This window comes from Streptomyces europaeiscabiei, assembly GCF_036346855.1.
In the GTDB taxonomy this organism is placed as follows: Bacteria; Actinomycetota; Actinomycetes; order Streptomycetales; family Streptomycetaceae; genus Streptomyces; species Streptomyces europaeiscabiei.
Genome location: NZ_CP107841.1, coordinates 9,680,580 through 9,692,388, shown reverse-complemented (window position 1 = coordinate 9,692,388; position 11,809 = coordinate 9,680,580). Strand labels below are relative to the sequence as shown.

Genomic DNA, 11,809 nt, shown 5'->3' with positions numbered 1-11,809 from the left:
GCGCCTCCCCGGGTCCCACCGGGGAGGCGCCGAGTCTTCGCGGACGCCCAGCGAGGAAGGGCCGGCGGTCAGCCGGACGGCTCGTCGGGCACGGGCTGCTCCGGGTTGACGGCACCCGACCGCGTCGCGCCCTGTCGGCCGGTACCGGCCTCGTCCGTGTCGGGCACGTCGGTGGCTTCGTCGGCCGCGTCCGCGTCCTGCTCGTCGCCGGTGGCGCGCGTCGGGGCCACGTCCCAAGGGTCCTCGGCCTCGTTCGCCTGCTGATCGGGCATGTCCCTCGGTACGGGGTCCCCGTGCTCGCCGGGACCCTCCAGCCGATGATCGGTCACGGCGTGCTCCTTCCTGTCGTGCACCGGACGCGGGTACCTCGGTCTGATCGACTCAAACCGGGTCCACCGCGCGGCCCGGACCGGTTGTGTTCCGTGCGGCTCGGACCATGCCCGGCCCGGACGGGTGCTCCGCGAACAGGGTGCGGCCCGTCAGGAACGGTCGCGCAGCTCCGCCAGCGCCGCCGTCAGCTGTGGCGCAACCGCTTCCCGCCGCCACGCGACCTGCTCGTCGTCCAGGGCGCGTGGCACCACCTCGACCAGCATGATCAGGTAGAGGTAGCTGCGGTAGAGGGCATAGCGTCGGCGGACCGACGGAGTGAACTCGATGCTTCCGCCCGCCTCCTGATAACCCCTCAGGAAGTCGGTGTCCTGCCGGATGTCTCCCAGTAGTGACAGCGAGACGAAGTCCGCGACCGGGTCGCCCCAGAACATGCGCTCACCGTCGATCAGGCCACCGACGCGCGGCGACTCCCCGCGCTCGACGAGGATGTTGCCCTGCCACAGGTCGAAGTGGACCAGACGCGGCACGGTCACCTCGTCGAGGGCGTCGTAGGCGGCCTTCGCCGTACGCGCCACCTCGTCCGCGGGCAGGGGCAGCCAGGCCCGGAAGCGGCGGGCGTCGGCGAGCACGCCGTCGTAGATGGCGGTGAAGGCGGTGCGCCAGTCGGCGGTGAGGGGGCCGAACGTGCCGGACGGGTAGCCGAAGCCGGGGCCGGTCACCTCGTGGAGCCGGGCCACCAGACCGCCCAGCTCCCGCCGCAGCACGGCCTCCTGAACGGGCTCAAGACCGTCCCATCCGCCACCCGGGCAGTGGGTGAGCAGGATGTGGCGGCCGGTCGGGGCGGTCTCGTCGAGGGCGGCTCCGGCCACCCGTGGCGCGGGGACGCCGACGGTCCCGGCTGCCCGGCAGAACTCGGCCTCGGCGCCGAGGAGTTCGCTCTCGTAGGCCAGGCCGGGGGTGGTGGACGGCGGAGGGATCTTGAGAATCAGCCGGGTGCCGTCGGTGAGGCGCAGTTCCTCGACGGTGTTGTACGTGCCGCCGCCGAGCGGCTGCCGCTCGGCGAGCCTCTCTGGCGCCAGACCCGCCGCCGCCAGGAAGAGCCGCGCCCGCTCCCCGTCGTCCACTCCGGTCTCCCTCGTCGCGTCGGACACAGCCGTGCGGGCCCACTCTGCCAGGTGGGCCCGCACGGCTGAACCCTCGTCATCCCGCCGTGCAGACGTCCTCCGCATAGCGGCCGGAGGCGATGAGATCGTCCAGCCACTGTCCGGAGTCCGCGCCGGGGTTTCCGCTCGGCTGGATCCGGGCGAGGACTGGTGGCCCGCGCCTACGCGACGGGGGTGCTCACACCCGGTGCGTGGCCACCGACGAGCGTGTGGGGTCCCGACCGAGCGTGTGGGCGGAGTAGCCCCGACGCGAATATCCATTGGCTCCCTCCCAGGGAGGCGAGTACCTTAGGCGAAAACCTAGTACTCCTAGGTTATGTCCGATCGCCGCCCCTGGAGGAACCCCCATGAAGCCACTCACCGAGCAGGACATCCGCAGCTCCTTCGTCAACTGCTCCAAGGGCGAGGCGAAGCGGATCTCCCTCCCTCGTGACCTGGAACAACGCCCTTGGGAGCATCTGGACTTCCTCGGCTGGCGGGACCCGGGCGCGCCCGACCGGAGCTACCTCGTGACCGAGCGGGCAGGTCGGCCGGTCGGCGTCACCTTGCGTTTTCCGTCCGCGCAGCGCGGCTTTCTGCATCGGAGCATGTGCTCGTTGTGTCTGACGACCCACCGAGGCGGCGGAGTCTCGTTGATGACGGCTCGGAAGGCGGGCGCGGCCGGGCGCGAGGCGAACTCCGTAGGGCTGTACATGTGTGCCGACCTGGCGTGTTCGCTGTATGTGCGGGGCAGGAAGGCGCTCGACACGGGGAGCCGGTTCGAGGAGAGCCTCACGACGGAGGAGCAGATAGCCCGGACGGTGGGCAATCTGTCCGCGTTCCTGCAGAAGTTGTACGACTGACTCCGCCCGCTCCCGCTCCCGCTCCCGGTCCGGCGTCCGCGCCGCCCGGCGGACCCGCCACTCCCCGGAAGCGAACCCCGCGCAGGGACCCTGGCCTCTCCGGCTCCCGGCTCCCGGCTCCCGGCTCCCGGTGCGATCACCCAGGTGACTACTGTCCTCGGTCAGGAGTTCGGTGGAGCGGCGGAAGGGGAACAGCGCAAGGATGCGAGACGTACGTGGTGTGTGGGGCGCGATCGGCACTCGGGTCGCGAAGTGGCGGCAGGACCCGGTGATCGTGCAGTCGGTGCGGTCGGCGGCAGCCGCCACGGTGGCCTATGTGGTGGCACTGCAGCTCAGCCCGGAAACGGCGCCCCTGACGGCTCCGCTGACCGCGCTCCTAGTCGTGCAGGTGACCCTCTACTCCACACTCACCACGGGTATCCGGCGGGTGAACTCGGTGGTCGCAGGCGTCGTCATCGCCATCGGCTTCAGCGTCCTGGTCGGCCTGACCTGGTGGAGCCTCGCCCTGATCATCCTGGCCTCGCTCGCGGTGGGACATCTGGTGCGGGTGAGCGAGTTCGTGCCCGAGGTGGCGATCAGCGCGATGCTGGTGCTCGGGGTGACCAGGGTCGGCGACACGGCGTGGGCGCGGGTCCTGGAGACGCTGATCGGCGCGGTGGTCGGGCTCGCCTTCAACCTGCTGCTCGCTCCCCCGGTGTGGGTGGAGGCGGCCGGCGAGTCCATCGAGGACCTGGCCCGGCGGATGCGGCGGCTGATGATCCGGGTCGGCGAGGAGGCTGCGGGCCGCACCCCGGCGGAGGCCGCGGCGGCCCGGCTCCACGAGGCCCGGGAACTCGACTTCGACATCGTCGAGGTGGACGCGGCCCTCAAGCAGGCCGAGGACAGCCTGAAGCTCAATCCGCGCGTACGGGAGGGCCTGCTGCACCGGGTCGTGCTGCGCACCGGGCTGGACACGCTGGAGATCTGCACGGTGGTCCTGCGGGTGCTGGCCCGCACCCTGACCGACCTCGCCCGGGAGCGGGAGCCCAATCCGCTGTTCTCCGCCCAGGTGGGGGCGGCCGTCGAACGGTTGCTCGCCGAGATCGGCGACGCCGTGGTCAGCTTCGCCGTGCTGGTCACGACCGACATCAGCCGCAGCGCCGAGTCCGCGGAGGCCCGGCTCACCGCCGAGCTGTCGACGGCCACCGCGACCCGCGACAAGCTGGCCCAGCTGCTCCTCGAAGAGATCCAGCGGGACGCCCGTCAGTGGCAGCTGCACGGTGCCGTACTGACGGAGGTCAACCGCATACTGGACGAGCTGGACACCGAGCACCGCTCCCAGCGGCTCCTTGAGGAGCTCGACCGCTGCACCCGCGAACAGCGCGAGCGCTCGCCCCGGCTCACACGCCTGCGCGACCGCGTGCGCATCCCGCGCTTCCTTCGGCGGAACCGGTCCGGCCTCGCCGGACGTACTTAGTGACGTCCTGCCAAGTGACGGGGCAGCACGCGATATCGAAGGGAGCGTACGGAATGGCCGAAGGCACCGTGCGGATCGACGGGACCGCTCTGCGCCTGCCGGGCGGTGTGCAGGTGCGCTTCAAGCGCACCCTGCGCCTGCCGGAGACGGGCACCCACCAACTGCCGCCCGGCCTGGGTGACTTCCCGATCCGGCGGGTCGAGGACCACCCGCAGACCGCGTCGGCGGAGATGCGGGCGCGCGGCGGTGTGATGCTCCCCGTGTATCTGCGCGAGGCGATGTGGCTGCACTTCGGCGGCTCCACGGAACCGGCCGCGCTCCAGGTCGGCGTCGGCAAGGTGTGCGCGGTGTCGGGCAAGCCGTGGAGTGGTGCGCTCGCCCGCGATCCGCAGAACTACGTGGTGCTGCCGCGGCAGCCGTGGCTTGACGGCATCAACTCCGGCAAGGGGACGGTCAGGCAGTTCGTGGCCGTCCCGCTCGGGCTCGGCGCCACGGTCGAGGGCCAGGTCACCGGCGAGGAGGTGTTCGGCGGGGTCCAGCTGCAGTCGTTCCCGCTGAACGACGAGCAGCTCGCCGGGTGGCGGGAGGAGGAGCGGCTGCGCGGCGAGCGGGAGCGAGGCTTGCGACAACTCGGTGCCTACGACGTCTTCGGCGGCACGGGCACGGTCCCGATGCCACCGCCGGGTGCCGCACCTGCGCCGCCCCCGTCCAGCGGGTTCATGCCGCCTCCACCGGGTGGCGGGCCGATGCCTCCCGCTGCCCCGTACGGGGCGGCCGCTCCGGGCGCGGCCCCGATGCGCGGCGCTCCCGCCGCTCCGCCCCGGGCACCGGCCGCGATGGGCCTCGGTGTCGGCGGATCGATGCGCCAGGAGGTCTACCGGGACACCTGGCCGCGCGGCAGCTGGGCCGAGACGCCGGCCGGGCGGATCTTCGTGCACCTTGTCACGCCGCCCGAGTGGCGCCGGATCACCGGGGAGGCCCCGCCGCCGTCACCCGTGGACCGCGCTGCCTACACGCGGGCCGGGCTCCCCTGGTTCGACTACTACGACCAGGACGGCCACGACCTCGACCCGGCCGACGACCTCGGCACGGTGAAGCCCGTCGGCGACTGGCTCGGTGACGACCTCGACCCGTGGCAGGCACCCGCCCCCGGCCAGATCCAGCCGCTCGGTGACGCACCGGGCAAGCCGGTCCAGGACGGCGACTGGTAGCCGGTCCCCACGGCCGACGCGATGGCGACGGCGGGCGTCGCATGGCGCGCGTCGCCCGCCGTCGCCTTTGCGCGGAGGCGCTCGTACCCGTCAAGGTGGTGACGGCCGAGACGAGCGACACCCGAGGTGCACGAATGACGAGTGAGGCGGCAGGGGACCGAGGCGGCTGGAGCAGGCGCCGCGTCCTGGGGCTACTGGCGGGAGCGGCCGTACCGGCCACCCTGGCCGGTTGCGCGGGCTCCGACGGGACGGCCGGTCCCACGTCGTCCTCCCCCGCGCCGAACGCCCCGACGGCTCCCTCCGCGGAGGCGGAGGCCGGGGCGGGAACCGCGTCCGCGGCCGCCTCGCCCTCCCCCACGCCCACCCGCACCGGCCCTCAGCCGCTCTACATCGGCACGTACACCTCGGTCGAGGGCGGCGGCACCGGCATCGGCGTGGCGACGTACGACTCCCGGAGCGGCCGTATCACCGGCAAGGGGACCATCACCGGTGTCGCCGACCCGTCGTACCTCGCCGTACACCCGGACGGCCGGACGCTGTACGCCGTGAACGAGCGCACGCAGGGCGGGGTGACCGCCGTACGGCTGTCCGACCGCAGGATCCTCGGCACCCGGAGCAGTGGCGGCGAGGCACCCTGCCAGCTGTCGGTGCACCCGGGTGGGCGATGGCTGCTGAGCGCGAACTACGGCTCGGGCAGTGTCGCCGTGCACCCCGTCGAGGACTCGGGTGCGCTGGGCGAGCGCACCGATCTCGTGGTGCACAGCAGCCCGGCGCCCGGTCCGGGGCAGAACGGGCCGCACGCGCACCAGGTGATCACGAGCCCGGACGGTGGTCACGTCCTAGCCGTCGACCTGGGCACGGACACGGTGTACACCTACCGCCTGGACGAGTCCCGGGGCACGCTCACGGAGGTCTCGCGGGCGCGCACCCGGTCGGGTGCGGGGCCGCGGCACCTCACCTTCCATCCCGGGGGCCGGTACGCCTATCTCGCCAACGAGGCCGACAACACGGTCGTGGTCTGCGCCTACGATCCCGGCAGCGGCCGGCTCACCCCCGGTGATCCGCAGTCGACGGGCACGGGTTCGGGCACGAACTACCCGGCGCAACTGGTCGTGACGCCGGACGGCTCGTACGCCTATCTCGCCAACCGGGGACACGACAGCCTGACGCGCTACGCGGTCGAGGCGGACGGCGCACGGCTGAGGCTCCTCGACACCGTGCCGGTCGGCGGGGACTTCCCCCGCCAGATCGCCCTCTCGCCGGACGGAGGCCTGCTGTTCGCCGCGCTGCAGCGGTCGAGCGCGGTCAGTGTCTTCCGGGTCGACGCCGAGACCGGTGGACTGCGGAGCGCGGGCGCGCCGTTCGCGTCACCCGTCGCCGTCTGTGCGCTGCCGCTGTAGGGTGCGCGGGCAGGACGCGGCGCTCGCCCGGGAGAGCAGGATGTGCATCCGCTCGGTGAGCTGCGCCATGTCGTCGGCGGGCCTGTGGAACGTCAGGCGTACGTCGCCGTTGCCGCGGGCCCGCTCGATGCGCAGGGTCAGGCCGTGGCGGTCGACGGCGAGCGGCTGGACGCGTACGGCGCCGTGCAGGCTGTCGTGCGGGACGAGCCGGGTGAGGCGCTCGACCGCGTCGGGGTGCGCGTCGGCGAGGTGGGTCAGCAGCCGGGACTCGGCCGTGGCCAGCGGATCCGGTTCGGCGGCGGCGAACTCGTCGAGGTCGACCACCACCGCGCCGGACGGCTCGCGCAGCACGATGCGGGTGGGCCGGAACTCCAGGTCGCCGTCCTTGGGCGCGAACCAGCCGGCGATCCACAGCCGGGCCCGGATACGGTTGCGCACGGGGACGGGTGCCACGTCGGCGAACTCCAGCACGGCTGACGGCTCGCCGCGCGGCGCGCAGATCGCGGCGGCGACGAGCGTGCTGTCCTCGGGGACGCACAGGATCACCCGGCCGTCCTCGGTGACGGTGTGCGCGCCGACGAACTCCTCGCGGCCGCCCTCGGCGGTCACCGCGCAGGACCACGCCGCCGCGAGCACCGAGCGGGCACGCTCCGCCGCGGCGGGCGCGGCCGTCCAGGTGTGACGGTCACCCATCCCAAACCTCCCTTAGGTAAGCCTTGCCTAACCTATCGAAGATCGGGGCGTACGCCAACCACCATCGGCCGATCCGTGGACTTTCCGCTCGCCGGGGCGAACCGACTCACGTGGCGAGGACCCCGAAAAGCGCCCGCGCACACAGGTCCCGCACCTGCTCGCGGGACAGCTCCGAACCCCTCAGCCACTCCAGGCACACGGCCGTCGTGAACGACAGCCACCCGCGCACGGCGAGCCGCATCTCCGGTCGCCCGTCGAGCACCGCCCCGAACTCGGCGTCCGACGCCAGCGCCGCCAGGATCTGCGCCTCCTGCAGGGCCAGCGCCCGCTGGTAGACCTTGCGCACGGCCTGGTCGCCGGTGGCGTCGGCGCGATGGAAGGCCCGGAAGCCGTGGGCGTGCTCCTCGACGTGACGGAGGAACGCGTCGAGCCCGTTGGCGAGCCGCTCGCGCGCCGACCGGCCCGGGGCGGGCGTCATGATCCGCAGCATCCGCTCGCTCTCGCGCTCCACGACGGCCGCGAAGAAGACGCGCTTGTTCGGGAAGTAGTGGTAGAGCAGCCCACGGGAGACGCCGGCGATCTCCGCCACCTGCTCGATCCACACGTCGTCGTACGGGCTCTCCGAGAAGAGCCGGGCCCCGACCGCGAGGAGCTGCTCCCTGCGCTCCTCGGTGCTGAGTCGGCGACGCGGGCGCTCTCCCTGCCTGGCTGCCATGCCGTCACCTTACTTGACGTGGGTTCAACAACGGGACGAGACTGACCCCGCTATTGAACCCGAGTACAACAGCGGGCGGCGGCCTCGGCACGGCGTGCGCGCGAGGGAGATGTGGTCATGACGGCGACGACAGGGGCCACGGCAGTCAAGGGTTTCCGCAGCGCGGAGCTGGGCTGGCCCGAGCTGAGCCGAATACCGCACCCGCCGTACCGGCTCCCCCTCGTCGGCGACGCGCTCGGCACGAACGTGCGTACGCCGATCCAGGAGTCCCTGCGCCTCGGGCGGCGGCTCGGGCCGATCTTCCGGCGGAAGGCGTTCGGCAAGGAGATCGTGTTCGTCGGGGGCGCGGGGCTCGCCGCCGAGATGGCGGACGAGTCGCGGTTCGCCAAGCATGTGGGTCTGGGGGTCGCCAATCTGCGGCCGGTGGCCGGGGACGGGCTCTTCACGGCGTACAACCACGAGCCGAACTGGCAACTCGCGCACGACGTCCTCGCCCCCGGCTTCAGCCGGGAGGCCATGGCCGGCTACCACCCGATGATGCTCGACGTCGCCGAACGGCTGACGGAGCACTGGGACCGGGCGGGCGCGGCGGGCGACTCCGTGGACGTGCCCGGCGACATGACCAAGCTGACGCTGGAGACCATCGCGCGCACCGGCTTCGGCCACGACTTCGGCTCCTTCGAGCGCGCCCGGCCGCACCCCTTCGTCGCCGCCATGGTCGGCACCCTCACCTACGCACAGCGCCGCAACGTCGTCCCCGACCCGCTGGTCCCGCTGCTGCTGCGGGGTGCCGCCCGCCAGAACCGGGCGGACATGGCGTACCTGAACGAGACGGTCGACGCGGTGGTGCGGGCACGGCGGTCTTCCGGTGGCGGCGGCCGGAGTGGCGGTGACGGTGACCTGCTCGACCGGATGCTGGAGACCGTGCATCCGCAGAGCGGGGAGCGGCTGTCCGCCGAGAACGTCCGGCGGCAGGTCATCACCTTCCTGGTCGCCGGGCACGAGACCACCTCGGGCGCCCTCTCCTTCGCCCTGCACTACCTCGCCCGGTATCCGGACCTGGCCGCCCGCGCCCGCGCCGAGGTGGACCAGGTGTGGGGCAGCGCCGTGCGGCCCGGCTACGAGCAGGTGGCCAGGCTGCGGTATGTGCGCCGGGTGCTGGACGAGGCGCTGCGGCTGTGGCCGACGGCACCGGCCTTCTCACGGGAGGCCCGCGAGGACACCGTGCTGGGCGGGGTCCATCCGATGCGGCGGGGCGCCTGGGCGCTGGTGCTGACGGCGATGCTGCACCGGGACCCGGAGGTCTGGGGCGCGGACGCCGAGCGGTTCGACCCGGATCGGTTCGACGCGGCGGCGGTACGCGGCCGGGCCCCGCACACGTTCAAGCCGTTCGGCACGGGTGCGCGGGCCTGCATCGGCCGCCAGTTCGCGCTCCACGAGGCCACGCTGGTGCTGGGGCTGCTGCTGCGCCGGTACGAGCTGAGGCCGCAGCCGGCGTACCGGCTGCGGGTGGCGGAGCGGCTGACCCTGATGCCGGACGGGCTGCGACTCACTGTGGAGCGGCGGGTGGGCGCGGGGCCGGGTACTCCGCAGGTACCGTCGTCGTTCCCGTCGTTCCCGTCGCCCTCGTCCCCGTCGTCGCCCTCGTCCCCGTCGTCGCCCTCGTCCCCGTCGTCGCCCTCACGCTGTCCAGTGACCGGGGCGGGTGACTGACGTCGGCAGCCGTGTCCCGGCGCTGCCGCGTGCCGCGTTGAGCTGGGGCTGGGTCAGGAAGAAGGCGCCGGTCAGGTCCGCGTCGGTGAGATCGGTGTCGCGGAGGTCGGCGCCGATCAGGTCCGCGCCGCGCAGGTCGGCCCCGGTCAGGTCGGCGGCGATGAGGTAGGCGCCGCGGAGGTTGGCCTGTCTGAGGTCGGCGCCCTTGAGGCGGGCACCCATGAGGTCGGCGCCGCGCCGGTTCCGCTTGCGCCCGGCGCCCGCTCGCACGAGGTCACTGACCCTCAGCAGCAGTTCGTTGACGCGCTGCCGGTGCGCGGCGACGTCAAGCTCCCCCAGTTCCTCGGCCGTCCCTCCGGTCAGCCGCTCGGTCTCGTCCAGTGCGCGGCGGAGATCGGTGTGCACCGGGCGGGCGGCGGGGAGGGTCAGCGCCTCGGTCAAGTACCACAGCAGTTCGTGGAGTTGGCGTACGACCGGGAAGACGTCGAACATCCGCCGGGCGTGCTCGCGGCCGCCCGTACGCCAGTTCTCGCCCCCGAAGGTGACCTGGGAGACCTTCTGCCCGGCGCCGAAGCAGTCGTAGACCGTACAGCCGTTGAAGCCCTCGTCCCTGAGCCGGGTGTGGATACCGCACCGGAAGTCGTCCCTGAGGTTGCCGCACGCCTTGCCCGCGGCCTTGTCGACGGCGAAGTCGGCCGAGGCGGCGAAGGGCAGGGCGACACAGCACAGGCCGAAGCAGCTGCCGCAGTCCGCGCGCAGACCGCGCAGGTCATGCAGGTCGAGAGCTTCACCGGATCCTTGTTCCATATGGCTCACCCTAACGACAACTCACCGATGATCTTTCGGCTGCAGAGGGGTGCACCACCGGCCCACCCGCCCCGCCGCCGACAGCGCCCACCACCACACCGCCGTGATCGTCTGCGTCCGCCCCGAGCAGGGCCGGAGCCGGCCACGCCCTCGCCACCCGGGCCCCCGCGCTCAGTCCTGCTTCAGATCCCACCGCCAGTCGTTCGACTTGCTCCAGTGGCCCTTCGGGTACTCCGCGGAGACCTCGCCGAGCAGCGTGAATCCCGCCCTGCGACACACCGCGTTCGACGCGGCGTTCTCCACGCGGGGCAGCGCGTGGAGATGGCGGTGGGTGTTCGCGTCCCGCGCCACCGCGATGACCTCACGGGCGGCCAGTACGGCCAGCCCCCGGCGCTGGAACTCGGGCAGCACCCCCCATCCGGTCTCCCACACCGTCTCGCTCTGCCGGTCGCGCTCCCAGTAGCCGATCGAGCCGACGGTCTCGCCGGTGCCGGCCAGCACGACCCGGTGCATCCGCCCGGCCTCCACGTCGAGGTAGCGGCGGTGCCGGGCGGTGAGTTGTTCCTCGGTCTCCGGGCCGCCCACGTGCTCGGTCATCCCTGGGGTGTTGAGGCGCCGGAGAAGCCAGAGGTCGTCCGCGGACCAGGGCTCCAGGCGCACCCCGCTCTCGACTCCCGTTCCCGTCACCGGGGAAACACCTCGAAGGCAACGGCCGGCCTGCCGCCGAACCGCTCCCCCGTGGTCCGGGCATGGCCGGTGAGGAAGTCGCGCACGTACGTCTCGGGGTCCTCCTTCGTCAGCACTTCGATGTAGCTGCGGTGTTCCAGGAGGGAGGCGACCGCACGGTCGAGGCCTGGGGTGGCGTCCACCGCGTGGGTGGGGTGGGAGGAACTGGCGACGGCGACCCAGCGGACGCCGTCCCAGGGTTCCAGGCCCTGTTCGACGAGCTCGGGGAAGATCCAGCGGTTCCCCGCGTCGCCGGCGGCGTCCAGGGTGGCGCGGCCCACCGCCACGTGGTCGGGGGTGTTCCAGGCGACCCCGCCCCAGGTGTCGCGGTGGTTGAGGGTGATGACCAGTTCGGGGCGGTGCCGGCGGATGGCGGCCGCGATGTCCCGGCGCAGGGCGGGCCCGTACTCGATGACGCCGTCCTCGTGGTCCAGGAACTCGACCTCCGACACACCCACGACGGCCGCGCTGGCCCGCTGCTCCCTCTCACGCAACGGGCCGCACCGGGCGGGCTCCAGGGTGTCGATACCGGCCTCGCCACGCGTCGCCAGGACATACACGACCTCGCGGCCCCCGTCGGTCCACGCGGCGATCGCCGCCGAGCAGCCGTACTCGAGGTCGTCCGGGTGCGCCACGACGGCGAGGGCACGCCGCCAGTCGTCGGGCATGGGCTTGAGCTGGTCCTTCTGAGGGTCCGTCATGGGCGCACAGTAACCCGCGTCACTGACAACCGGGCAGGATCAGGCCGGCACC

The 11,809-nt window shown here is 72.7% G+C and carries 12 protein-coding genes; 5 read left to right on the top strand and 7 right to left on the bottom strand.

Annotated features, from left to right (window positions below; all coding sequences use genetic code 11):
• Nucleotides 1-68: 68 nt before the first annotated feature.
• Nucleotides 69-329, bottom strand: coding sequence for a hypothetical protein (locus OG858_RS42105; RefSeq protein WP_086752087.1), 261 nt, complete (start codon nucleotides 327-329; stop codon nucleotides 69-71).
• Between the two features lie 150 nt (nucleotides 330-479).
• Nucleotides 480-1,454, bottom strand: coding sequence for a phosphotransferase family protein (locus tag OG858_RS42100; RefSeq protein ID WP_328545264.1), 975 nt, complete (start codon nucleotides 1,452-1,454; stop codon nucleotides 480-482).
• A 386-nt stretch (nucleotides 1,455-1,840) separates the two neighbouring features.
• On the opposite strand from OG858_RS42100, the gene OG858_RS42095 reads away from it, so the two are divergent.
• The 4 genes from OG858_RS42095 (at nucleotide 1,841) to OG858_RS42080 (ending at nucleotide 6,402) form a co-directional block, all read left to right on the top strand.
• Nucleotides 1,841-2,335: an FBP domain-containing protein gene (locus OG858_RS42095; protein ID WP_086751353.1), complete on the top strand. Its 495-nt coding sequence runs from the start codon at nucleotides 1,841-1,843 to the stop codon at nucleotides 2,333-2,335.
• A 202-nt stretch (nucleotides 2,336-2,537) separates the two neighbouring features.
• Nucleotides 2,538-3,791: an aromatic acid exporter family protein gene (locus OG858_RS42090; protein WP_086751351.1), complete on the top strand. Its 1,254-nt coding sequence runs from the start codon at nucleotides 2,538-2,540 to the stop codon at nucleotides 3,789-3,791.
• A 53-nt stretch (nucleotides 3,792-3,844) separates the two neighbouring features.
• The gene (locus OG858_RS42085) at nucleotides 3,845-5,002 is read left to right on the top strand and encodes a hypothetical protein (RefSeq protein WP_319320881.1); all 1,158 of its coding nucleotides are present in this window, start codon (nucleotides 3,845-3,847) and stop codon (nucleotides 5,000-5,002) included.
• 134 nt (nucleotides 5,003-5,136) lie between these two features.
• The gene (locus tag OG858_RS42080) at nucleotides 5,137-6,402 is read left to right on the top strand and encodes a lactonase family protein (protein ID WP_319259935.1); all 1,266 of its coding nucleotides are present in this window, start codon (nucleotides 5,137-5,139) and stop codon (nucleotides 6,400-6,402) included.
• Here the strand turns inward: OG858_RS42080 and OG858_RS42075 are convergent.
• Together OG858_RS42075 and OG858_RS42070 are read right to left on the bottom strand one after the other, a co-directional pair.
• Nucleotides 6,370-7,095, bottom strand: coding sequence for a DUF2470 domain-containing protein (locus tag OG858_RS42075; RefSeq protein ID WP_327725692.1), 726 nt, complete (start codon nucleotides 7,093-7,095; stop codon nucleotides 6,370-6,372). The genes OG858_RS42080 and OG858_RS42075 overlap by 33 nt on opposite strands.
• Nucleotides 7,096-7,201: 106 nt before the next feature.
• Nucleotides 7,202-7,810 carry a TetR/AcrR family transcriptional regulator gene (locus OG858_RS42070; RefSeq protein ID WP_319259929.1) on the bottom strand — a complete coding sequence of 203 codons (609 nt, stop codon included), beginning with the start codon at nucleotides 7,808-7,810 and terminating at the stop codon, nucleotides 7,202-7,204.
• Nucleotides 7,811-7,927: 117 nt separating this feature from the next.
• On the opposite strand from OG858_RS42070, the gene OG858_RS42065 reads away from it, so the two are divergent.
• Nucleotides 7,928-9,523, top strand: coding sequence for a cytochrome P450 (locus OG858_RS42065; RefSeq protein ID WP_328543904.1), 1,596 nt, complete (start codon nucleotides 7,928-7,930; stop codon nucleotides 9,521-9,523).
• Here OG858_RS42065 and OG858_RS42060 read toward each other — a convergent pair.
• The 3 genes from OG858_RS42060 to OG858_RS42050 form a co-directional block, all read right to left on the bottom strand.
• The gene (locus OG858_RS42060) at nucleotides 9,491-10,330 is read right to left on the bottom strand and encodes a pentapeptide repeat-containing protein (protein ID WP_319321557.1); all 840 of its coding nucleotides are present in this window, start codon (nucleotides 10,328-10,330) and stop codon (nucleotides 9,491-9,493) included. The two genes, OG858_RS42065 and OG858_RS42060, sit on opposite strands and share 33 nt — an antisense overlap.
• A 171-nt stretch (nucleotides 10,331-10,501) precedes the next feature.
• Nucleotides 10,502-11,017 carry a GNAT family N-acetyltransferase gene (locus tag OG858_RS42055; protein WP_319321440.1) on the bottom strand — a complete coding sequence of 172 codons (516 nt, stop codon included), beginning with the start codon at nucleotides 11,015-11,017 and terminating at the stop codon, nucleotides 10,502-10,504.
• A complete protein-coding gene (locus OG858_RS42050; protein ID WP_319259920.1) occupies nucleotides 11,014-11,757 on the bottom strand; it encodes a PIG-L deacetylase family protein in 744 nt (247 codons plus the stop codon). The genes OG858_RS42055 and OG858_RS42050 overlap by 4 nt, the downstream gene beginning before the upstream one ends.
• Between the last annotated feature and the right edge of the window lie 52 nt (nucleotides 11,758-11,809).

Excerpts from the sequence above, each read along its gene's own strand:
- OG858_RS42095 (WP_086751353.1), top strand. The coding sequence starts at position 1,841 with ATGAAGCCACTCACCGAGCAGGACATCCGCAGCTCCTTCGTCAACTGC.
- OG858_RS42090 (WP_086751351.1), top strand. The coding sequence starts at position 2,538 with ATGCGAGACGTACGTGGTGTGTGGGGCGCGATCGGCACTCGGGTCGCG.
- OG858_RS42085 (WP_319320881.1), top strand. The coding sequence starts at position 3,845 with ATGGCCGAAGGCACCGTGCGGATCGACGGGACCGCTCTGCGCCTGCCG.
- OG858_RS42080 (WP_319259935.1), top strand. The coding sequence starts at position 5,137 with ATGACGAGTGAGGCGGCAGGGGACCGAGGCGGCTGGAGCAGGCGCCGC.
- OG858_RS42075 (WP_327725692.1), bottom strand. The coding sequence starts at position 7,095 with ATGGGTGACCGTCACACCTGGACGGCCGCGCCCGCCGCGGCGGAGCGT.
- OG858_RS42070 (WP_319259929.1), bottom strand. The coding sequence starts at position 7,810 with ATGGCAGCCAGGCAGGGAGAGCGCCCGCGTCGCCGACTCAGCACCGAG.
- OG858_RS42065 (WP_328543904.1), top strand. The coding sequence starts at position 7,928 with ATGACGGCGACGACAGGGGCCACGGCAGTCAAGGGTTTCCGCAGCGCG.
- OG858_RS42060 (WP_319321557.1), bottom strand. The coding sequence starts at position 10,330 with ATGGAACAAGGATCCGGTGAAGCTCTCGACCTGCATGACCTGCGCGGT.
- OG858_RS42050 (WP_319259920.1), bottom strand. The coding sequence starts at position 11,757 with ATGACGGACCCTCAGAAGGACCAGCTCAAGCCCATGCCCGACGACTGG.